The following is a 23,282-nucleotide window of genomic DNA, read 5'->3' as shown; positions in this document are numbered from 1 at the left end:
TCTACGGGGGGACGCATGCACCACCTCGGCAGGACGGTCATCGGTTTCGTCGCGGTGGCCGCGCTGCTGTTCTCGGTCGTCGGCTGTGGCGACGACATCGAGAGCGCGCGCGATTTCGTCGCCGCCAAGTATTCCCGGGCCACCTCGCTGGACCAGGCGAACGACGGCCGCGCCTATACCGCCGCCCTCGCGCCCGCCGCCGTCGGCAGCGCCATCGCCGCCGCCTCGCAGCCGCTGGACAACCGCCGCGTCGGCGACCGCACCTATCTGCAGTATCGCAACGACATCATCACCGTCGCCCCGCACGGGACCGGCTCGATGATCCTCGTCGACCAGTACGGCAACGGCTACCGGCGCCACCAGCCGACGGTGTCGGGTTTCGGCTGGCCGAGCCAGCCGCCGGGCAGCGAATACCGCGGCCAGAGCGGCAAATAGAAGGAGAAACACATGCTGGCAGACCTCGCGGCCGACGCGGGCGCGGCGCTCGCCTACACCGGCGTGGGCATCGCGTTGATGGCGCTCGGTTTCGTGCTGGTGGATGTCATCACGCCGGGCAACCTGCGCGAGCAGATCTGGATCGAGCGCAACCGCAACGCGTCGCTGCTCGTGGCGTCGAACCTGCTCGGCGTCGGAATCATCGTGGCGATGGCGATCTGGACCTCCCAGGGCGCGATCGGCGAGGCGCTGCTGGCCAGCGCGGTGTACGGCGTGATCGGTCTCGGCGCGATGGCGCTGTCGTTCCTGCTGCTGGACCTGCTCACTCCCGGCCAGTTCCGAGACGTGGTGGCGGACGGCGCGATTCACCCGGCCGTCTGGGTTACCGCGGCACTGCACCTCGCGGTGTCCTTCGTGGTGGCCGCGGGTCTGTCCTGAGCATGGGGGCGGGCACCGAGACCGCACCGCTACCGCCGCGGCTGCGGCGCCGCCCGGCCCGGATCGCGCTGCTCGTCACCGCGTTCGTCTGCGCGGCCTGCGGCCTGGTCTACGAACTGTCGCTGGTGACGCTGGGCAGCTACCTGCTCGGCGACACCGCGGCGCAGGCCTCGATCACGTTGAGCGTCATGGTTTTCGCCATGGGCATCGGCGCGCTGGCCGCGAAACCGCTGCGGCGGCACGCGGCGGCGACGTTCGTGGCGGTGGAGCTGATCCTCGCGTTGCTCGGCGGGCTTTCGGTGCTGATGCTCTACGCCGCCTACGCCTGGCTGAACATCTACACCACGGCGCTGATCGCCATCGCGAGCGTTCTCGGCATTCTGGTCGGCGCCGAAATCCCGTTACTGATGGAGCTTTTGCAGCGGATTCGCCGGCAGGAGCCGGGCAGCGCGGTGGCCGACCTGTTCGCCGCGGACTACGTGGGCGCGCTGCTCGGCGGGTTGGCTTTCCCGTTCCTGCTGTTGCCCGTCTTCGGCCAGATCCGCGGCAGCCTGATCGTCGGCGTGGTCAACGCCGCGGCGGGACTCGCGCTGGTGTTCCTGTTGTTCCGCACCGAACTCCGGCCGCGGGCGCGGTGGGGCTTCGGCGCGCTGACCGCGCTCGTCGCGGCGACGCTGTTGGGCAGCTACCTCTACGCCGACCGGTTCGAGGCGACCGCGCAGCAGGCGCTGTTCGCCCACCCGATCGTGCTGCACGAGCGGACCAGGTACCAGAACATCGTTCTCACGGAGTCGATCTCGCCGTTCGGCACCCCCGACACCCGGTTGTTCCTCAACGGCGATCTGCAGTTCTCCTCGGTGGACGAGTACCGGTACCACGAGGCGCTGGTGCATCCCACCCTCGCCGGCCCGCGCCGCGACGTGCTCGTCCTCGGCGGCGGCGACGGTCTGGCGCTGCGCGAGATCCTGCGCTACCCCGACGTCCAGACGATCACCCTGGTGGAGCTCGACCCGGAGATGATCCGGCTCGCCCGCACCGACGCGCGGCTGACGACGTTGAACCGCAACGCTTTCGACGATCCGCGGGTGCGGGTCGTCAACGCCGACGCGTTCTCCTGGCTGCGCGGCTCCCCCGGCGCGTACGACGCGGTGCTCGTCGACCTGCCCGATCCCGACCAGACCTCGATCGCCAAGTTGTACTCCAAGGAGTTCTACGCGATGGCCGCCCACGTGCTCGCTCCCGGCGGCACGCTCGCGGTCCAGTCCGGTTCGCCGTTCTTCGCACCGCGCTCGTACTGGTGCATCGCGAACACGATCCGTGCCGCGGGCCTGCGCACGCTGCCGTACCACGTGGACGTGCCCAGCTTCGGCGACTGGGGCTTCGTGCTGGCGACCAGGGACGCGGATCCCCGCCTGCGCCTCGACCCGCCCGCGCCGCTGCGCTCGCTCGACGAGGCGACGCTGGCCGCCGCGGCGGTGTTCGCGCCCGACCGCCGTGACACCGGCGCGCCCGTCTCCACCCTGATGCATCCGGTGATCGTCGACTTGGAACTGCGGGAATGGCGGCGCTGAGTCCCGCCTGAGCGCCATAGCGGTTGGCTACTGGCAAACTGTGCGCCATGGACACCGCCACCGTGATCGTCCCCATGGGCCTCGGCCATCTGCGCCAAGTGCTCGATCTCGGCCATCAGGTCTTCGACACCGGCACCAAGCCCTACACCTCGTGGTCGCTGACCAGCGTTGCCGAGCACCTCGACAGCCAGGACAACGCGTGCTGGGTCGCGCTGGATTCCGATCGAGTCGTCGGATTCGTGCTCGGCTCGATGGAATTCGAGCTGCGCGACGACTGGGGCTATCTGGAATGGATCGCGGTGGCCCCCGACATGCAAGGGCACGGCATCGCGCGCAGGCTGGTCGACGCGTGCTCTACGGCGCTGTTCGCACGCGGCGCGCGGCGCATCGTCACCGACGTGGAGAACAACAACACCGCCTCGGCGACGCTGATGACCCGCAGCGGTTTCCGTCCCGCCGCGGCCGTCACACTGTTCGTGCGGCCCAACCCCGACGAACCGGCGGCCGACGCCGACGCGGCGCTGCCGCCGATCGCCCCCGGAACCAAACGCGATCTGATCCGCCGCGGCAGGCTCGCGGGCGAGGGCCGCGGCGGTCGCTGAGTACGCTCAACTTTCCGCGAATCGCATTGCATGCCCCCAGTTTTCGCGGCTTGACCACCATTTACCGTACCGGCTTCTCACAACCACGTTTCCGATCCTTGCGGTAAGTGTTAACGGATCGGGAACATTCGAAGCCTAATTGTGCGCTGCGGAACAACCGGGTTGTGGAGCGCACCGTTAGCGGATAGGGTCACTTCCTATAACCGGTCGCAGGTTCCAAAAGCCAAGTGTCGGTAGTCCTTTCGATACCGATCCGGGGCGGGGCCGGTTTTCTGGTTCATCGTCGAACGAAATCCAGCGGGTTGATGCCGCGTGCTGTCGTGGCATCGGCCGACGGGTCGGTCACACGCCGGATGTCGTCCTCGTGACGACCGCCGGGTCCGACTCAGCAACCCCGAGGTGGATGGTAGAAAAAATGAGCGGAACCGCCCGAATGAGACGCACGGCAGACGTGGAAAGCGCGATAACGGACGCCGTTTCGGAATGCTCCGCTCCACGCCTCGTCTCGGTGATACCGACAAACGGTCTGCCGCAGCGCGTAGTCCACATTCAGATTGTCACAGACAACTTCCTCACGCGCGAGATGCTCTGCGGTTTCTTGAATTCCGAACAGGATTTCACGGTTGTCGGCGACGTGTCCTGGAACGAGGCCAGCTATCTCGCCGCCGCCGTGCATCCGGACGTCATCGTGCTGGACAACGACGAAATCGGCAGTGCCACCGTGCGCATGGTGCGCGCGCTGACCCGCGCCTGCCCGTCCGCGGCCGTCGCGGTGCTCAGCTCGACGGGCACCGAGACCCTGCTCTACGACATGCTCGACGCGGGCGTGCGCTGCTTCCTGCACAAGAAGATCTCGCGCAGCGAGCTGGTCAGCGCGATTCGCGGGATCGCCTCGGTGGAGGACCAGATCACCGTCAGCGTGCCGCGGGATTTTCTCACCGGCGCCGGAGCGAACAGAGGCAGGCTCTCGGCGCGTGAGGAACAGGTGCTGCGCCTGGTGTCGGAGGCGATGACGAATCGGCAGATCGCCAATGCGTTGTCCATCACCGAGGGCACCGTGAAACGGCATCTGCGTAGTATTTTCGACAAGCTCGGCGCGGTCTCCCGAATCGACGCGGTGAATCGGTATCGCGCCCACATCGGCCAGCAGGATTCCGCGTGACGGCGCCTTCGGACGCGATCCCTCCGAAGCCCGCGCACGGCCGTAGCTAGCGGGAAAGGACGTCCTGGCGGCCGGAGCATTCGAACAGCTACCGGAACTGGCCGCTATCCGCCTGACCTACACTTGGGCGACCAGTAGTAGCCGCGGACGGGAGGCGGATATGCGCATCGCCGAATTGAGCAAGGTCTCGGGCGTGCCTGCACCCACCATCAAGTACTACATGCGCGAGGGGCTGCTCTTTCCCGGTGAACGTACCAGCCCCAACCAGATGCAGTACGACGACTCACATGTGCGGCGGCTCAAGCTGGTTCGGGCCTTGATCGAGGTCGGCGGACTGTCGGTGGCGGCGACCAGGGAAGTCCTCGACAAGATGCGGACGCCGGGGATGACGGTGCTGGAGTCCGCGGGCAAGGCGCAGTTCGCGATGAGCAAGCCGCCCACCGCGGAGCCGGACGACGCGCAGCTGGCCGCCGCGGATCAGGTCCGCGACCTCATCGCCCGCCGCGGCTGGCAGGTCCGCGAGACGAACCCGGCGCGCGGCACCCTCGCCGCGGTGCTCGCCACCCTCGGCAGGCTGGGCCAGCAGCACTGGAACCTGCTCGACGACTACGCCGAGCTGGCCGAACGGATCGCGGCCAAGGAGATCGACACGCTGCTGCGCCAGCCGAACGCGGAGAGCATGGCCGAGGCGCTCGTCGTCTGGACGGCGCTCGGCGACGCGATGTTCAGCGCTCTGCGCCGGCTGGCGCACGAGGACGCGGCCTCGGCCTACATCGCGACACCCTCGGCGACGAGCTGACGCAGCTCGGCGTCCACCTCGGCGGTCGCGGTCGCGGCGTCACGGAACAGCACCGCGCGCCACCCGGCTGACCTCGCGCCCGCGCAGTTCTGCGGCAGGTCGTCGATCAAGACGCAGCGGTTCGGTTCGACGCCGGCGCGCGCGGCCGCCAGTTCGAAGATCTCGGGGTCGGGCTTGCGGCAGCCGACCTGCGCCGAGTTCACGATCTCCTCGAACAACTCCTCCGCGACGACCATCCGCCGCCAGTGCGGTTCCCAGGCGGGCGGCATGTTCGACAGCATGCCGACGAAGTGCCCGGCGTCCCGGTAGCGCCGGAGCGCGTCGTCCCACTGCGCGTTGGCCTTCCGGCCGTCGAACCAGGTCTCGGCGAGGCTGGGCACCTCCGTGTGCACGCCCTGCCTGCGCAACGCCGCGCGCACCAGATCCAGCCACTCGTCCTCGCCGATCAACGGCGTGTCCAAGGGCAGCATCATGTCCTCGGTGCCGAACGTCGCGGTGACTTCCGCGATCGCGCGGCGCAATGGATCCGGCGCCAATCCCGTCTTCGCGCAGAATGCCGCGAATGTTTCGGCTACCGGCGGCGTGAGCACTCCCCCGAAATCCGACCAAATGGCGATGCGCTCCCGCGCTGTGCTGCTCGTCACAGTTCTACTCCGCTCTGTGTTCGGCAATTCTTCGGTGCAGCGGGACCGTATCTGCGAGACTGCGTCGGTCGCCATGACACCAAGGTGACAATCCCTCCGGACTATTCCTTCCGAGAGTTTTCCGTCCGAAAGTGATATGTCTTCCGATCGCGCGCGCGTTGCCCTTCGGACCACGTTCTCAGCCTGTCCATTTCGCCGCCTGCGCCCGTAATGTCCCTGTTCTGTCGGCACCGTCGTGATGGTTGCCGGCTGATCGAGGAGGGATTGCGATGGAAACCGAACTCCGGGCTCGAACGCTCGCCGAGGCAATTTCGCAGCGCGCCGCCGACGCTGCCGACAGAATCGCGTACACCTTTTTGCCGGACGGCGAAAAAGAATCGCATTCCTGGACTTTCGCGGAACTGGAGCAACTGACCCGCGCACTGGCCGCGCGTATTTCGCGGGAGGTCGCGCCCGGCGACCGGGCGCTGATCGTGGCGCCGGATTCGGCGGATTTCGTGCTCGCGTTCCTCGCCTGCCAGTTCGCGGGCGTGATCGCGGTGCCGGTGTACCCGCCGTTCCCGGTGACCTCGCCGCGCCGGGTGGAGACCCTGCGCACCATCGCCGCGGACTGCGGCGCCGCCGCGGTGCTGTGCGCCGCGCCGGAGCAGACCCGCGGCCTGCTGGTCGAGGCCGCCCCGGAACTGGACCGTCTGCGCTGGATCGGCATCGTCGCCGATGCGGACGGCGCGGCGGGTTTCGAGCCGGTGCCGGTGACCGGCGCGGACGTGTCGTTCCTGCAGTACACCTCGGGATCGACCTCCGCGCCGAAGGGTGTGGTCGTCACCCATGACGCGCTCATGCACAACCAGGAATTGCTGTGCCGGACAATGGGTTACAGCGCCGAATCGCGCATCGTCGGCTGGCTCCCGCTGTTCCACGACATGGGCCTGATGGGCATCGTGGTGCCCGCCGTCTACGCGGGCAGCCGCACGGTGCTGATGCCGCCGCTGACCTTCGTGCAGCGCCCGGTCCGCTGGCTGCGGGCGGTGACCCGCTACCGGGCCACCATCACCGGCGGTCCCAATTTCGCCTACGAGCTGTGCTGCCGCCGCATCCCCGCCGCCGATCGGGTGGGCATCGACCTCAGCTCGCTCGAGGTCGCGTTCAACGGCGCCGAGCCCATCCGCGCGGAGACCCTCGCCAAGTTCGCCGCCGAATTCGCCGGGCACGGCTTCGATTCCACCAGCTACTACCCCTGCTACGGGCTGGCCGAGTCCACGCTCATGACCACCGGTTCGCGCCGCGGCGCGGGCGCGGTCACGCTGACGGTGAGCCGCGAGGAACTGGCCGAGGGCCGCGTCACGCCGGGCACTGATCAGACCCTGGTCGGTTCCGGCCGCGCGTCGCTGCACCGCGAGCTGCTGATCGTCGATCCGGACACCAGGATCCCCCTCCCCGACGGACAGGTCGGCGAGATCTGGATCGGCGGCCCGGACGCGGCGCTGGCCTACTGGGAGAACGAGGACGCCACGCGGGAGACGTTCCGCGCGGAAACCGTTGCGCCGCAGTCGGGTCCGTATCTGCGCAGCGGTGACCTCGGCGCGCTGGTCGACGGAGAGCTGTACGTGGTCGGCAGGCGCAAGGACTTGGTCATCATCGGCGGGCGCAACTACTACCCGCAGGACATCGAGCACACCGTGGAGAACGCCGACCCACGGATCCGGCGCGGCTGCACCGCCGCGTTCGCGGTCGACCGCGAAGGCGGTGAGGAGCTGATCGTGGTGGCCGAGGTCAAGGCGGACGCCGATCCCGACATCGCCGCGCTCACCGCGTCGTTGCGCGCGGCGGTCAGCGTCGACCACTCGATCACCCCCGCGCGGGTCGTCCTGGTGCGGGCGGGCACGGTGCCCAAGACCTCCAGCGGCAAGTTGCAGCGGCGCGCCACCCGGGCGGCGTTCGAGGCGGGCACGCTCGACGAGATCACCGCCGCCGCGACCGAGGCGGTGCAGCTATGAGGTCGGCGGCGGACATCGAAGCCTGGCTCGTCGCCAGGATCGCCGAGCTGCTCGGCGCCGATCCGGCCGGTCTCCCGGTCGACGTGCCGTTCGCGGCGCTCGGCCTGTCCTCCCTGCAGGCGGTGGAGCTGTCCGACGATCTCCAGCGCTGGGCCGAAACGAGTTTGTCGCCGACCTTCGCCTACGACCACCCCAGCGTGGCCGCCGCGGCCGCCGCGCTGGCCGCCGCACTGAGCGGCGCGGGCGAGACGGCGGAACAGGCGGCGATCGCCGCCGATCCCGACGACGCCGTCGCCATCGTCGGGATCGGCTGCCGATTTCCCGGCGCCGACGGCCCACGGGAGTACTGGGACCTGCTGCGCGCGGGCGTGGACGCCATCACGGAGGTCCCCGCGGATCGCTGGGACGCCGCGGCGCTGTACGACCCCGACCCGGACGCGCCGGGCCGGATGACCACCAAGTGGGGCGGATTCCTCGACGACGTCGAGCATTTCGACGCGGAGTTCTTCGGCATCGCGGCCAAGGAGGCCACCAGGATGGACCCGCAGCAGCGGCTGCTGCTCGAGGTCGCCTGGCACGCGATCGAGGACGCGGGCATCGGCCCGAGCAGGCTGGCGGGCACCTCGACCGGAGTCTTCCTCGGCGCGTCGTCCTACGACCACGGTGTGGCCGTGCTCGCGCCAGGCACCGAGGTGTCGGCGCAGGACGGCACCGGCTCGGCGCTGAGCATCGTCGCCAACCGGCTGTCCTACTGCCTGAATCTGGCGGGCGCGAGCATGGTGGTGGACACCGCCTGCTCGTCCTCGCTGGTCGCGGTGCACCTGGCCTGCCAGTCGCTGCGCGCGGGCGAGTCGGAGGTGGCGCTCGCCGGCGGGGTGAACGTCATCGCGGCGCCGCGGGTCGCGCTGAGCTTCAGCAAGGGCCGGTTGATGGCGCCGGACGGGCGCTGCAAGCCGTTCGACGAGCGCGCCAACGGCTACGTCCGCAGTGAGGGGGCGGGCGTGGTGGTGCTCAAGACGCTCGCGCGGGCTCGCCGCGACGGCGACCGCGTCTACGCCGTGATCCGCGGCGGTGCAGTCAACCAGGACGGCCGGACGAACGGGCTCATCGCCCCGAGCCGTCCCGCGCAGGAGCGGGTGTTGCGCGCGGCCTACCGCGCCGCGGGCGTGGACCCGGCCCGGGTCGCCTACGTGGAGGCGCACGGCACCGGAACCGCGGTCGGCGATCCGATCGAGGTGGGCGCGCTCGCGGCGGTGCTGGGCCAGGGCCGCGATCCCGGGAACCCGCTGCGCGTGGGCTCGGCGAAATCGAACCTCGGCCACCTGGAGGCCGCGGCCGGTGTCGCCGGAATCATCAAAACCGCACTCTCCCTGCATCATCGGGAGCTGCCGCCGACCATCCACTACCGGCGGCCCAACCCGCTGCTCGAGCTGGACCGGGTGCCGGTGGCGGTGCAGGCGCTGGTCGAGGCGCTGCCCGTCGACGCCGACGGCGCCGCGATCGCCGGGACGAGCTCGTTCGGATTCGGCGGGACCAACGCGCACGTCGTGCTGTCCACCGCACCGGCGACCGAGCACGACGAGGACTCCGGCGTAACGGATTTCGTGCTGTTCCCGGTGACCGCCCGCTCCGCGGCGGGGTTGCGGCGACGGGCCCGCGGCTGGGCGCGCGCCGCCGAGCGGAACCGCGACGATTCGACCTGGCTCGCCCGCGCGGCCGCCACCGCCGCGTTGCGCGGCGACCACGACGGTCACCGCGCCGCGGTGGTGGCCCGCGACCTCGAGGAATTGATCGACGGCCTGACCGCGCTGGCCGACGGGGAACTGGTGCGCGGGGTCTGCGAGCCGCAGTCGCCGAGCCGTCGCGAGCGGCGGACGGCGCTGGTCTTCCCCGGCCAGGGCTCACAGTGGGACGGCATGGGCCGCGCGCTGGCCGCGTCGGTGCCCGCGTTCGCCGAGGCGATGCGGCGCTGCGCCGCCGAGCTGGAGCGCCTGCTCGGGGTGTCGCTGTGGTCGGCCGAGCGCGGCATCGTCGCGCACGGCACCGCGCAGGTGCCGCCCGCGCTGTTCGCCATGCAGGTCGCGCTCGCCGAGACCTGGCGGTCCTTCGGCATCGAACCCGCCGCGGTCTGCGGGCACAGCATGGGCGAGATCGCGGCGGCGCACGTCAGCGGCGCGCTGTCGCTGGCCGATGCCGCCCGCATCGTGTGCGTGCGCAGTGCGCTGCTCACCGAGATCTCCGGTCGCGGCGGTCTCGCGCTGCTGGAACTCGATGCGGCGCAGGTGGATTCGGCGCTCACCGAGTACCGCGACCGAGTGTCGGTCGCGGCGGTGAACGGTCCGCGCGCGACCGTCATCTCCGGCGAGCCGCAAGCGCTGGACGAGATCGTGGCGCGGCTGGAGGCCGACGGGGTTTTCGCCCGGCGCATCGCGGTCGATTTCGCGGCGCACAGCCCCGCCGTCGAGCCGCTGCGGCCACGGCTGCGCGAGGCCGTGCGCGACATCTCGGTGCGCGAGCCCAGCGTGCCGCTGTACTCGACGGTCACCGGCGGCCCGCTGACCGACACGCTCGTCGACCCGGACTACTGGGCGCGCAACCTGCGCGAGCCGGTGCTGTTCGACACGGCGATCACCGCTCTGCTCACCGCCGAGCACGACACGTTCGTCGAGATCGCGCCGCATCCCGTACTGGCCCGCTCGCTCACCGAGATCGCGGCCGAGAACGCGCCCGGCGCGGACGTGGTCGCGGTGTCCTCGGCCCGGCGTGACGAGGACGAGGTCTTCTCCTTCCTGCACGCGCTCGGTGTGCTCTACACCCGCGGCGCGGACCTGGACTGGACGCGGCTCTACCGGTCTGGCACGCCGGTGCCGATTCCCTCGCAGGGCTGGAACGCGCAGCGGTTCCCGCTGATTCGCGCCGAGAGCGCGGCGGCCGCCGTCGCTCCGGTCGGCGGCTGGCTCGGTCCGCGGGTGCGGATCGCCACCCGCCCCGAGCTCGGCGTGTGGCCGCTGCAAACGGACGCCGCTCCCGAACTCGCCGATCACGTGGTGGACGAGGTGCCGGTGGTTCCCGGCGCGTACTGGCTCGGCGCGGCGGCGCAGGCCGCGCGCGATCTGGCCGGTGGTGGCACGCCGACCGTGGTGCTGACCAACGTCACCTTCGAAGCGCCGCACGTCCTGCTGCCCGGTACGGTTCCGTCGCTCCAGCTGGTCGTCGAATCGGCCGGCGGCCGTTCGGAATTCGTGATCGTGTCCGATTCGCAGGGCGCTCCGGTCACGCACGCGCGGGGCCGGCTCGACCAAGCGCCTGCCCCGCTCACCGATCGACCCGCACCGGAGATCGGGGAACTGCTGGCCCGGTGCGCCGAGCCGGTGCCGATCGAGGAGTTCTACGAGCGCCTCGCGGGGAACGGGCTGCACTACGGACCGGCCTTCCGCGCGCTGACCCAGCTCTCCCGCGGCGGCGACGAAGCCGTCGGAAAGCTCACGTTGCCGATCCAGCTCACGGCGGACGCGGGGCTGCATCCCGCGCTGCTCGACGCCTGTCTGCACACCGTCGCCGCGGCGGCCGGACCCCGGCTGACCGACGCGCTCGCCCTGCCCGCGGGCGCCACCCGCGTGCAGTTCGCCACCCCGGCCGCCCCCGTCACCGACGTCTGGTGCCACGCGCGCATCGTGGAATACGGGGAACGGGATCTCGTCGCCGACCTCGTCGTGCTCGGCGCCGACGGCCGAGTCCTGTGCTCGGCCATGGACTTCCGCGTCACCACCGCCGAAACCGCCACCGCCGAGCGCGGCAGGCTGTACCGGCTCGCCTGGCAGCCGTGGGAATCCCAGGGCGGGCGACCGCCGCGCGGCGGCTGGCTGATCCTCGGCGGTGCGCATCCGGCGCTGGACGCGCTGGCCGAACGCCTCACCGCCCGGGGCGACCGCGTCGTGCGCACCGCGGCGCACGAGGCGGCCGACTACGAGACCGCCGCGGTCGAACTGACGGAAACCATCGAAGGATTGCGCGGGGTCATCGACGCACGGGCCTATTCGAGCGCGGGCGAGGACCCCGTCGAGTCGGCCGCCTACACGGCGGACTCGGTGGAGCTGGCCAAGTTCCTGATCGGCCGCACCTGGCGGGAGACGCCGCGACTGTGGCTGCTCACCCCGGACACCCAGCGCGCGGTGCGTCCGTCGCGGTTGTCCACGGCGAGCCTGTGGGGCGTGAGCCGGGTGATCGCCACCGAGCATCCCGAAACGGCCTGCGGCGTCCTCGACCTGCCCGCCGCTCCCAGCGGCGCCGACATCGATCGGCTGGTGACGATCCTGCGGGATCCGCAAGCGCCGCAGCAGGTTTCGATCGACCGAGCGATCCTGGCTCCCCGGCTGGTTCCGGTGCCGCGGGCCCGCACCTCGGTGTCCGTCGATCCGGAACTGTGCCAGGTCGTCACCGGCGGTCTCGGCGCGCTCGGCTTACGTGTCGCCGATTGGCTGAGTGCGCGTGGCGCGCGGAATCTGCTGCTGCTCGGTCGTTCCGCGCCGGACGCCGCGGCCGAACAGGCGATCGCCGACCTGCGGGCGCGCGACGTGCGAGTCACCGTGGCGGCGGTCGACGTGGCCGACAGTGCCGCGCTCGCCGCGGTGCTGGCCGACGCCGGACGGATCGGCGGTGTCTTCCACCTCGCCGGTGTGCTCGAGGACGCGGTCGTCGCGGATCTCGACGAGGCAAGGCTGGCCCGCGCGCTGGCCGGTAAGGCGCGCGGCGCCTGGCACCTGCACAATCTCACCCTCGAGCAGCCGCTCGCGCATTTCGTGCTGTTCTCCTCGCTGGCGGGGCTTTTCGGCTCGCCGGGCCAGGGCGCCTACGCGGCGGCCAACACCTACCTGGACGCGCTCGCCGCCGCGCGCGCCGCGCAGGGGCGGCCCGCGCTCAGCATCGCCTGGGGCCCCTGGGCGGCGATCGGCTTGGCCGCCGCGGTGGGCAGCGAACGCCGCCTCGCCGCCATGGGCGTGCCCGCGCTGGAGACCGAGGCGGCGATGGACCTGCTGGAGGCGGCACTGGCCGACCCCTGGCCGGTCCTGGCGGCGGCGGCCTTCGACCTGCCGACGCTGGCCGGTCCCGGCACGCCACCGGCCGCGCGCGAGCTGCTGGCGAACCTGCTGCCCGACGAGCAGAACCCCGGCGCCGCCGCCGAACAGGCGCTGGCGCTGCACGAGATCGATGATCCCGGCGAACGACTGGAGCTGGTGCGCGGCTTCGTGCTCGGCCAGGTCGCGACGATCGTCGGAACCTCGCGGCCGGTCGACCCGACCATGCCCTTCCGCGATCTCGGCTTCGACTCGCTGATGGCGGTCGATTTGCGCAATCGACTGGAAACCGGCCTGGGCCAACGGATTCCGGCCAGTCTCATCTTCGCCCACCCCACCGTCGACCAGCTCGTCGAGGAGCTGGCGCAGCGGATGCTCCCGCCGCGGGAGCCCGCGCCCGATACGCCGCCACAGCGGCACGCCCGGCCCGAAATCGATGCGGACCTGGACCAGGCCACCGATGACGAACTCGCCGATCTGCTATCGGCGGAACTGGATCTTTCCACCGAAGGGGACACCCGATGACGACCGAAACCACCGACGATCGGCGCGCGCTACTACGCAAGGCGCTGAGCGAGATCCGTCACCTGCGAGCCGAAGTCGACCGCCGCACCGAGCCGGTGGCGATCCTCGGCGCGGCGGTGCGGATGCCCTCGGGCATCGAAAATCTCGACGACTACTGGTCCGCGCTGCGCGACGGCCACGACGCCATCACGCCGCTGGTCGACAGCGAGGACGGCCGCCGCACCGGCCATGCCGCGGGCACGGGCCGCTACGCGGGACTGCTCGCCGAGGTCGACGGCTTCGACGCGGAGTTCTTCGGCATCTCGGCCGCCGAGGCCGAGCGGATGGATCCGCAGCAGCGGCTGGTGCTCGAAGTGGCCTGGGAAGCCATGGAGGACGCGGGACTCACGCCCGCCCAGCTGCGCGCCGCGACGACGGGCGTCTTCCTCGGGGTGTACAGCAGCGACTACCTGATGATGCAGTTCGCCGACCCGTCCGGCATCAACGCCTACACCGCGCCGGGCGGCGCGCACAGCATCGTCGCCAACCGGCTGTCCTACCTGCTCGACCTGTCCGGCCCCAGCCTGGCGGTGGACACGGCGTGCTCCTCCTCGCTGATGGCGGTGCACCTGGCGGTGCGGGCGCTGCGCAACGGAGACTGCGACATCGCGCTGGTCGGCGGCGTCAACACGATCCTGTCGCCGCTGTCCACCACCGTCACCGAGAAGGTGCTGCCGCTGGCGCCCGGCGGGCGCTGCCGCACTTTCGACGCGGGCGCGGAAGGCATCGCGCGCGCCGAGGGCTGCGGCATGGTGGTGCTCACCAGGGAGTCGCTGGCCGAGGCGGAGGGCAGGCCGGTGCGCGCGTTCATTCGCGGCACCGCCGCCAACCACGACGGGCGCACCAACGGCCTCACCGCGCCGAGCCCGCGGGCGCAGACCGAGCTACTGCGCCGCGCGCTGCGCGATGCCGCCGCCGACCCCACCGAGGTCGTCTACATCGAGGCGCACGGCACCGGAACCCCGCTCGGCGACCCGATCGAGTTCGACGCGCTGCGCGCGGTGTACGGCGCGGGTGCGGAGCCGTGCCCTGTCGGCGCGGTCAAGACGAACTTCGGGCATCAGGAAGCCGCCGCCGGCATCGCGGGACTGGTCAAAGCGATGCTGGTGCTCGAACACGACGAGGTCCCGCCGAACCTGCACCTGGAGCGGCCCAACCCGGAGCTCGATCTCACCGGAACCCGGCTGCGTCTCCCGACGGAGCGCACTCCGCTCGGTGGCGGGACCGGACCGAAGCTGGCCGCCATCAGCTCGTTCGGCTTCGGCGGCGCGAACGTGCACGCCGTGCTCGCCGCCGCGCCGCGCGAGGAGGTCGATCCGCACGCCGAAGGCGCTCTGGTGCTTCCCATTTCGGCGCGCAGCGCGGCCTCCGCGCGGGTACTCGCCGGGCGCTACGCCGATCTGCTGGCGGCCGCCGACCATTCGACCGCGGCCGAGATCTGCGCGGCCGCGGCCACCCGGCGCGCGCACCTTCCGGTACGGCTGTGCCTCACCGCTGACACGGTCGACGCGCTGGTGGACCGCGCGCGAACCGCCAAGGCGGCCAGGCACATCGGCGCCGCGGCGCGGCACCGGACGCTGTTCGTGTTCAGCGGGCAGGGTTCGCAGTGGCCGGAGATGGGCCGTCTGCTCGCCGACGAACCCGCGGCGAGAGCCGAGCTCGACGCCTGCGACGCGCTCGTGCGGCGGCTGGCGGGCTGGTCGCTGTGGGAGGAGCTGCTGGCGCCCGAGCCCGACAGCAGGCTGCACCGCACCGATGTCGCGCAGGTGTGCATCGCCGCGGTGGAGCTGGCGCTGGCCGCGCTGTGGCAGTCCTGGGGCGTGCGGCCCGCCGCCGTGGTCGGCCACAGCATGGGTGAGATCGTGGCCGCGACCGTCGCCGGAATGATCAGCAGGGAGCAGGCTTTCGAGATCCTGGTGCGCCGGGCGGCGCTCACCGAGCGGCACGCCCGCGGTGGCGCGATGTGCAGCATCGCACTGCCCGCCGCGGCGGTGACCGAGCTGCTGGCCGGACAGTCCGAAGTCACGATCGGAGCCGTCAACGGCCCGCGCTCGACCGTGATCACCGGCCCGGCGGACGGCGTGCGCCGCATCGCGGCGGAGGCGAGCACCCGCGGCGCGTCGGTCAAGGACCTGCCGGTCGAGTACGGCTTCCACAGCACGCTGCTCGCCGCGTGCGCGCCGGAATTCGCCGCGCACGCCGACGCGGTGCGCGCCACGCCGGGATCGATCCCGATGTATTCGACCGTCACCGGCAAGCGCGTCACCGCCGACCATCTCACCGGCGCGCACTGGGCCGCCAACCTCGCCGACGCCGTGCTGTTCGCGCCCGCGCTCCAGGCGGCGCTGGCCGACGACCACACGCTGACCACCGTGCTGGAAGTCGGCCCGCACCCGGTGCTGATCCGCGATATCGCCTCGGCGGCGGGCGAACTCGACCGTTCGGTCATCCTGGCGGCGAGCCTGCGCCGCGGCCAGTCCAGGTCCGCGTCCCTGGATCACAGCGTCGCCGAGCTCTACCTCGGCGGCCACGAGCTGGACTGGTCCGCCGTGCTCGGCACGCCGAGCGGGCGGCCGCCGCTGCCGCACTACCCCTGGAACCGCAGCAGGCACTGGCTGCCGGAACGACGGGTCGTCGAGGAGCAGCACGTGCACGCCACCGTCCGCCCCGCGACGGCCAAGCGCAGGGCGTCCGGCCCCGTGGCGCTGGCGCGCGTCCACCACGTCGACCGGCCGACCAGGCTCGACGCGCTCACCGGATTCGTCAGGGAACGGATCGCGCGTGCGCTGCGCAAACCCATCACCGAGATCGACGAGGCGACGCCGATCCGCGATTACGGGCTGGAATCGCTGGTGGTGGTCGAGATGAAGAACGAGATCGAGGCCGAGTCCGGCACCGTCGTGCCGCTGGCCCAGCTGCTCGAGACCCTCGAACAGGGCAGCGCGCGGGACCTGGCCAAGGTGATCGTCGAGGCCGAATCCGCCGCGGCGGTGACGGGCGACGAAGTCGGAAGCGGGCCGCTGTGAAGGCGGCGCCGCTGCCGACCGGGCACCGCGGCGTGCTGAACTGTCCACGCCCGCAACCGAACCCGGCGGTCCGGTTGGTGTGCTTCGCCCACTCCGGCGGGAATCCCCGGATGTATCAGCGGTGGGTCGATCAGCTCGCCCCCGAGATCGAGCTGTGGTGGGTCACCCTGCCCGGGCGCGGGCCGCGGTGGCGCGAACCGCACGCCAGGGCATGGGACCCGCTGGTCGCCGACATCGCCGAGGCGATCGTGGCGCACGTGCCGCGTCCCGTCGCGCTGTTCGGGCACAGCCTCGGCGCGTTGCTCGCCTTCGATGTCGCGCTGCGCCTCACCGAGGCCGACCTGCCGCCGCGGCATCTGTTCGTGTCCGCCCGCGCGCACCCGCGCAGGCAGTTCACCCTCGACCTGCCCGAGGACGACACGGAACTGCTTCGGCTGGTCGACCGGGTCTACCGCGGCGTGCCGGAGGCGATCCTGGACTCGCCCGAACTGGCCGAGCATTTCGCGCCGACGCTGCGCGCCGACCTGATGCTGGGCGCCGACTACCGCTATCGCGGCGCGGGCACCCTGTCGGTCCCCATCACCGCGCTCGGCGGCGTGGACGACCCGATGACACCGACCGAAGAGCTGGCCGCCTGGCAGGACCGCACCACCGCGACGGCGCGATGGCGTCAGTTCCCCGGCGGCCACTTCTACCTCGACGAGTCCGAAGCGGGCGTGCTCCGGACGATCCGCCGCGCGCTCGACGCACCGATGGGCAAAGGAGCAGAACGATGACAGAGACCGAAATCCGTTTCCCCACAGCGCCTTCCGCACTGAGTTTCGATCGCACCGTACCGCGGGCGGAGGCGCACCGCCGCGCGCTCGGTGAGGTGTTCGTCGCCGACTCGGTCGCCGACGGCGACTCCACCTTCTACACGGCGTTGCAGATCCCGCGCGCGCACAGCCTCTGGTACGACAGGACCACCGTCTACCACGACCCGTTCGCGATGGCCGAGGCCGCGCGGCAGGGCTCGTTCGTGATCCTGCACCGGCACGTCGGCGTCCCCGTCGGGCTGCCGTTCAGCATGCAGCGCTACGACTTCGCGGTCACCGACCGGGAGGCCTTCCGCGACGACGAGAAGTCGCCGCTGGAGGGCATCCTGCGCTACGAGATCGTCTCGCGGGTCGATCGCAGCACCGATTTCAGCGACCTGACGCTGGCGGGCGAACTCGTCATCGGGGGCCGCGCCGCCATGGAATTGAGCGCCGACGTGGTCTTCCTGGCCCGCGCCGACTACGAGGCGCTGCGCGCCTACCAGCTCGGGCGGGTCGCCGCGGGCGGACCCGACTACACGGCGGCGCCGCTGCCCGCCGCGGCCGTCGGGCGACGGGACTCGCGCAACGTGGTGATCGGCGCGCCGGTCGCGGTCGGGCCCGCCTGGGACTATCCGCTGCTGCCGGACCGCCGCCACCCGGCGCTGTTCGACCACGACTACGACCACGTACCGGGCCCGTTCATCATCGAGGCGTTCCGGCAGGCCGCGCTGGACACCGCGGTCCGCGAGGGCATGCTCGGCACGCCGAACGCCACGGTCGTGTCCTGCTCGTCCCGCTTCACCCAGTTCGCCGAGTTCGGCGCGCCGATCGAATGCCGTTGCACGCCACTGGATCCGACCCGGCCGGGCACGGCCCGCATCGATCTGGAACTGCGCCAGTTCGACCGGGTGCTCACCGTCGGCACGCTGGAGCTCGCCGAGCTGACCGGCGCCGAGGACAGCTACCTGAACCGGACGGAGCGGTCATGACCGACACACTGCACGTGCTCGTGGTCGGCGCGGGACCGACCGGACTCGCACTGGCCACCGAACTGCGCAGGCACGGACTGACCTGCCGGATCATCGATCGCGCCGTCGACCGTCCCGCCAATCAGGCTCGCGCGCTGACGATGTGGGACGGCGCGCTGGATGTGCTCGACCGCCACGGCACCGGCGACGCGGTGCGGGCGCGGGGTCTTCCGATGACCGCCGCCCGCTACTTCTCCGGCGGACGCCCGGTCGCGCAGGTGCGTTTCGGACCGGAGACGGGCAACGACGCCGAACCGCTGATCATCACCCAGCCGTCGGTGGAATCCGTTCTCGCGCAGAACCTCCGGACGCTCGGGGTCCCGGTGGAGTGGCGCACCGAGCTGGTGGAGCTGACCGATCGGGGCGAGCACGTCGAGGTACTGCTGCGCCACGACGACGCCGACGAACGACTCACCGCCCAGTGGGTGGTGGGCTGCGACGGTGCGCACAGCGCGGTGCGCGCCCTGAGCGGCATCACCTTCGAGGGCAGCACCTATCCGCAGTCCTACACGCTCGGCGACGGCGTCATCACGGCGCCGGTGCCGCCGGGCGAGGCGCACTATCACCTGCACCCGGACGGCGTGCTGGTGGTCGTGCCGCTGCCGGACGGTCAGGTGCGGGTCTTCGCCGACGCCAGCGGCATCGGCGGCGATCCGGACGCCGCGCCCACCGTCGACGACCTGCAACAGCTGGCCGACAAGCGCGCGCCCTATCCCATCCGCATCCACGAACTGCGGTGGGCCACCAGGTTTCTGGTGCACATGCGGCACTCGGCCGCCTTCCGCAAGGGCCGCTGCGTGCTGGCGGGCGACGCCGCGCACGTGCACAGCCCGGCGGGCGGCCAAGGCCTCAACACCGGCATCCAGGACGCGGCCAATCTCGGCGGAAAGCTGGCGGCGATCATCAGCGGCGGCGCCGACGCCGAGGTGCTGCTCGCCGGTTACGAGTCCGAGCGGATGCCGATCGCGCGCGAGGTGATCCAGGCCGCCGACCGGCAGACCAAACTGTGGACCGTGGGTTCGCGTCCGGGGCGCGCGGTGCGCGATCTGGTGCTCGGCACCCTGAGCCGCAGCGGGCTGTTGGAGAAGCGGCTGGTGCCCTCGCTGGCCCAGTACGAGCTCGACTACCGGCACAGCCCCGCCGTCGGCAAGCGCGGCGGACGGCGGGCGCTCGGGCGCGCGATTCCCGAGGCGGCGGTCGTCGGACCGGACGGCGCGGCGACCGGGCTGCGCCAGTTGCTCTCCGGGCCGGGGCACGTGCTGCTCGCGGTGCTCGACGCGACGCCGTCGGCGGACGACGCCGGTCGGGTGTCGATGCTGCGCGCCCAAATCACGGAGTCGGGCTTGCCTTTCCGGTTGCACGTGATCGTGCCCGGTGATCCGTCGGCCGAGACCGCGCCGGACCTCGGCGAGGTGTTCTACGCCCCGCCCGGCTTCGCGCCCAAACACGAACTCGCGGGCTGCAGGCTGATCGTGATCCGGCCGGACGGCTACGTCGCCGACGCCTCCCCCACGCTCGACCTCGACGAACTGCTCGGCAAGCTGCCCGGCTTCCGCGCACCGCACGGTGTCGCGCCCACCCCGCTCGGACGGAAGGTCTCCTGACATGTGCTCCCCGCAGATCCTCGCCGCCGCCCTGGCCGAGGCGCCGCCGCACGACGACCTGTGCACCGGGCACGGACACCACGCAGGCGCGCACCACGAGCACGACGAGGGCGCGCGCCACGACCACGGTGTCCCACCGCACAACGCGCGCAGCACCGCCGCACACCATGGCCACAGCGCCGCGGACAGCCACAGCGTTGCCGCGGACCACCGGCACAGCGCGACCGCGCACAACGGACACGGCGCCGCCACGTACAACGGGCACGACGCCGTCGATCACCACGGATACCACGCTGCCGCGCACAACGGACGCGGTGCGCGAGCCCCGCGTGAACTCGGCGCTAGGGCGACGCACGAGCACGGCCATGGCGCGATCGCCGCCGAGGGCATCGGCCGTCGCCGCGCGCTGCGCACCGCACTGGGCGCGGCGCTCGGCATCGCGGGCGCGTCGGCCGCCGCCGGGGTGGTCGGCGCACCGCGCGCCCAGGCACAACCGCTGAACCTGAGCGGTTTCACCGTGCGCGACCTGACCCACGCGGTGGGGCCGGACTTCCCGGTGTTCAACCTGTATGTGCGCCGGCCGGTGCAGCGTCAGGTGATGTTCGAGGAGATCATCGGCTTCAACACCGCCGAATGGACCATGAACGAGCACACCGGAACTCACATCGACGTGCCCGCGCATTCCCAGCGCGGCCTGGCGCGCGCCGACGCGATCCCGGTGGAGAACCTGGTCGCGCCGCTGTGCGTAGTCCGCATCGCCGAGCGAGCGGCCCAGGACAACACGACCGAACTGCACGTGGAGGACCTGCTCGACTGGGAGCGGCGCAACGGCCGCATCCCCGACGGCGCGTTCGTCGCGATGGACACCGGCTGGTACCACCGCGTCCACGATCCCGCCGCCTATCTGCCCTTCGACCCGCTGCGGCTGGCCCTGCTGATTCCCGGCATCGGCCCCGACGCCGCCGAATTCCTGCTCACCGAACGCTCCATCGTCGGCTTCGGCACCGACACAAGCAGCCTGGATGTCGGTACCCGATTCGAGCCGATGGTGCACCGGATGCTGCTGCGCTCCGGCCGGTACGGCATCGAGAATCTGGCGGCGCTGGACACGGTCCCGGAAAGCGGCGCGACCCTCGTGGTCGGCGCCGCGAAGCTGCGCGGCGGCTTCGGCGCGCCGGTGCGGGCGCTGGCCTTCGTCTGATTGCTGTTGCCGCGCTTGGCAACCGGCCGTAGCATTCCAGAAATAGATAGCAGCACTACCTGTAGTGGATAGTACGACTCTATATAGGTGGAGGAATCGTGTTCGAGAAACTCGGCAGGTGGTCCGCCGCCCATCGCAGATGGGTGGTGGTAGGCACCGTTCTGTTCATCCTGCTCGGCGGTCTCTGGGGCTCCGGTGCGGGAAACCTGCTCGGCGGCGGCGCCGGACTGGACGATCCGACCAGTGAGTCGTCCCACGCGGACGAGATCCTGGAAACCACCCTCGGCAGGCACGTCGCCGACGTAGTGGTCATGTACGAGAGCGCGGAGATGACCGTCGACGATCCGCGCTTCCGCGCGCAGGTCGAGGACGCGGTCGCCAAGGTCCCGCGCAGCTCCTACACCTGGCTGGAGACGTTCTGGACCACCGGCTCGCCGGACTTCGTCTCCGCCGACCGGCACAAGACCTACATCTCCATGCAGTTGCCCGGCCAGATCGAGGAAGACCGGGTCGTGGTGTGGCGCGAGATCGAGCACCTCTTCGACCAGCCCGGCCTCGAGGTCCGCTTCGGCGGCCTCGTCGCGGTGAACGATCAGTTCAACGACATCACCGAGGAAGACCTCGCCCGCGCCGAGCTGATCTCGTTCCCGCTGCTGCTGATCCTGCTGATCATCATCTTCCGCAGCGCGATCGCCGCGGCGCTGCCGCTCGCGGTCGGCGTGGTGGTCTCGGTCGGCTCGCTCGCGGTGCTGCGGGTGGTCGGCACGTTCACCGACCTGTCCACCTTCTCGATCAACCTGGTCGTCCTGCTCGGCCTCGGCCTCGCCATCGACTACGCGCTGCTCATCGTCAACCGATTCCGTGACGAGCTGGCCGCGGGCCGCACGGTCGACGACGCCATCGGCACCACCATGGCCACCGCGGGTCGCACCGTCGCCGTCTCCGGCATCACCGTCGCGGTCACCCTCGGCGGCCTGGTGATCTTCCCGTCGCGGTTCCTCACCTCGCTCGGCTACTCCGGCGTCAGCGTGGTGCTGTTCGCGGTGCTCGGCGCGCTCATCGTGATGCCCGCCCTGCTGCGCTTCGCCGGCCTGCGCATCAACTCCTTGCGGATCCCGCTGCCGTCGTTCGGCAAGCGCGGCGGCGAGCCGGGCGCGCGCTGGTACAAGGTCGCGCACGCGGTCATGCGCCGTCCGGTGCTCGCCGCGGGCAGCATCGGCCTGGTGCTGGTATTGCTCGGTCTGCCGCTGCTGGGTGCGACCTGGTCGCGGCCCGCCGACTGGGCGTTGCCCGCGGGCACCGACAGCCGGGTCGTCTCCGAGGAGCTCGATCGCGACTTCCCGCTCGATCCGACCAAGGTGATCACCGCGGTGGTCGACATGCCCGGCGATGCCGCGAGTCCGCAAGCCCAGCAAGCGCTTTCGGGCTATCTCGACCGCCTGCGCGCGGTGCAGGGCGTGGACAGCGCCGCCGTCACGGGAACGGCGGGCGACCTGGCCCGCGTCACGCTCGGCTACTCGCTGGACTCGATGGACGCGCCGATCCGCGACGTGGTGCGCCAACTGCGGGCCGTCGAGCCGCCCGCCGAGGCGACCGCGTCGTTCACCAACCGCCCGGCGGCGGTGGCCGACCTGCTCGACATGCTCGCCGAGCGGCTGCCGTGGATGCTGCTGATCGTCACGGTGGTGTCGTTCGCGGTGCTGTTCCTCGCCTTCGGCTCGGTGCTGCTTCCGCTGAAGTCGGTGCTGATGAACCTGCTCTCGCTGTTCGCCACCTTCGGCATCGTCGCGCTCATCTTCCAGTACGGGTTCCTTTCCGGCCCACTGAATTTCGTTCCAGCGGGATTCATGGACGCGAACATGCCGATGATGATCATGGCGATCGCCTTCGGTCTGGCCATGGACTACGAGGTGTTCCTGCTGGCGCGCATTCGCGAGCACTACCTGCGCAGCGGCGATCCGGTGGAGTCGGTGGCCTTCGGCGTGCGGCACACAGCGCGACTGATCACCAGCGCCGCGCTGCTGCTCGCGGTGGTGCTCGGCGCGTTCGTGTTCTCCGGCATCACCATCGTGAAGATGATCGGCGTCGGCCTGGTGCTCGCCATCTTCCTGGACGCCACCATCGTGCGCGGTCTGCTGGTGCCCGCCACGATGCGGCTGCTCGGCGACAAGGCCTGGTGGGCGCCCAAGCCGCTGGCCGCCTGGTGGCAGAAGTACGGAATTCCCGAACCTGGAGCCGACGCGGCTCCGGAGCCCGGCGGTGCCGGCCGGCCGAGTGGCATCGAACCGGCAGATGCGCTCGGCGCCACGGCGGCGACCTCGACAGCGCTGTCGCGGTGA

Annotated in this window: 15 protein-coding genes; 14 read left to right on the top strand and 1 reads right to left on the bottom strand. The window is 71.2% G+C overall.

Features of this window, described 5'->3' with window-relative positions; all coding sequences use genetic code 11:
• The first annotated feature begins 15 nt into the window (after positions 1-15).
• The 6 genes from FB390_RS18590 to FB390_RS18565 all read left to right on the top strand — a co-directional run bounded on the left by FB390_RS18590 (position 16) and on the right by FB390_RS18565 (position 5,007).
• Positions 16-435 carry a DUF4247 domain-containing protein gene (locus FB390_RS18590; protein WP_141810075.1) on the top strand — a complete coding sequence of 140 codons (420 nt, stop codon included), beginning with the start codon at positions 16-18 and terminating at the stop codon, positions 433-435.
• A 12-nt stretch (positions 436-447) separates the two neighbouring features.
• Positions 448-873 carry a DUF350 domain-containing protein gene (locus FB390_RS18585; RefSeq protein ID WP_141810074.1) on the top strand — a complete coding sequence of 142 codons (426 nt, stop codon included), beginning with the start codon at positions 448-450 and terminating at the stop codon, positions 871-873.
• Positions 874-875: 2 nt separating this feature from the next.
• The gene (locus FB390_RS18580) at positions 876-2,444 is read left to right on the top strand and encodes a polyamine aminopropyltransferase (protein WP_141810073.1); all 1,569 of its coding nucleotides are present in this window, start codon (positions 876-878) and stop codon (positions 2,442-2,444) included.
• 47 nt (positions 2,445-2,491) lie between these two features.
• Complete coding sequence (locus FB390_RS18575) at positions 2,492-3,046, top strand: GNAT family N-acetyltransferase (RefSeq protein ID WP_141810072.1); 555 nt, start codon at positions 2,492-2,494, stop codon at positions 3,044-3,046.
• 364 nt (positions 3,047-3,410) lie between these two features.
• Positions 3,411-4,208, top strand: a complete 798-nt coding sequence (locus FB390_RS18570) for a response regulator transcription factor (protein ID WP_141810071.1) — start codon at positions 3,411-3,413, stop codon at positions 4,206-4,208.
• Between the two features lie 160 nt (positions 4,209-4,368).
• Positions 4,369-5,007 carry a MerR family transcriptional regulator gene (locus tag FB390_RS18565; protein ID WP_141810070.1) on the top strand — a complete coding sequence of 213 codons (639 nt, stop codon included), beginning with the start codon at positions 4,369-4,371 and terminating at the stop codon, positions 5,005-5,007.
• Here FB390_RS18565 and FB390_RS18560 read toward each other — a convergent pair.
• Entirely contained in the window at positions 4,977-5,651 is a 675-nt protein-coding gene (locus FB390_RS18560) for an HAD family hydrolase (RefSeq protein WP_141810069.1), read from the bottom strand. The genes FB390_RS18565 and FB390_RS18560 overlap by 31 nt on opposite strands.
• Positions 5,652-5,920: 269 nt before the next feature.
• Here FB390_RS18560 and FB390_RS18555 point away from each other — a divergent pair, with 269 nt between their 5' ends.
• The 8 genes from FB390_RS18555 to FB390_RS18520 all read left to right on the top strand — a co-directional run bounded on the left by FB390_RS18555 (position 5,921) and on the right by FB390_RS18520 (position 23,282).
• Positions 5,921-7,648, top strand: coding sequence for a fatty acyl-AMP ligase (locus tag FB390_RS18555; protein WP_141810068.1), 1,728 nt, complete (start codon positions 5,921-5,923; stop codon positions 7,646-7,648).
• Entirely contained in the window at positions 7,645-13,248 is a 5,604-nt protein-coding gene (locus FB390_RS18550; RefSeq protein WP_141810067.1) for a type I polyketide synthase, read from the top strand. Before FB390_RS18555 ends, FB390_RS18550 begins: the two co-directional genes overlap by 4 nt.
• Positions 13,245-16,313, top strand: coding sequence for a type I polyketide synthase (locus tag FB390_RS18545; RefSeq protein ID WP_141810066.1), 3,069 nt, complete (start codon positions 13,245-13,247; stop codon positions 16,311-16,313). The genes FB390_RS18550 and FB390_RS18545 overlap by 4 nt, the downstream gene beginning before the upstream one ends.
• Positions 16,310-17,089, top strand: a complete 780-nt coding sequence (locus FB390_RS18540; RefSeq protein WP_342780415.1) for a thioesterase II family protein — start codon at positions 16,310-16,312, stop codon at positions 17,087-17,089. The genes FB390_RS18545 and FB390_RS18540 overlap by 4 nt, the downstream gene beginning before the upstream one ends.
• A complete protein-coding gene (locus FB390_RS18535) occupies positions 17,086-18,099 on the top strand; it encodes an AfsA-related hotdog domain-containing protein (RefSeq protein WP_185757080.1) in 1,014 nt (337 codons plus the stop codon). The genes FB390_RS18540 and FB390_RS18535 overlap by 4 nt, the downstream gene beginning before the upstream one ends.
• The gene (locus tag FB390_RS18530) at positions 18,096-19,742 is read left to right on the top strand and encodes an FAD-dependent monooxygenase (protein WP_185757079.1); all 1,647 of its coding nucleotides are present in this window, start codon (positions 18,096-18,098) and stop codon (positions 19,740-19,742) included. The genes FB390_RS18535 and FB390_RS18530 overlap by 4 nt, the downstream gene beginning before the upstream one ends.
• Before the next feature lies 1 nt (position 19,743).
• A complete protein-coding gene (locus tag FB390_RS18525; protein WP_141810062.1) occupies positions 19,744-20,943 on the top strand; it encodes a cyclase family protein in 1,200 nt (399 codons plus the stop codon).
• Positions 20,944-21,041: 98 nt separating this feature from the next.
• Positions 21,042-23,282, top strand: a complete 2,241-nt coding sequence (locus FB390_RS18520) for an MMPL family transporter (RefSeq protein ID WP_221639296.1) — start codon at positions 21,042-21,044, stop codon at positions 23,280-23,282.

Source organism: Nocardia bhagyanarayanae (genome assembly GCF_006716565.1).
GTDB lineage: Bacteria > Actinomycetota > Actinomycetes > Mycobacteriales > Mycobacteriaceae > Nocardia > Nocardia bhagyanarayanae.
This window is presented reverse-complemented; position numbering and strand designations above follow the sequence as displayed.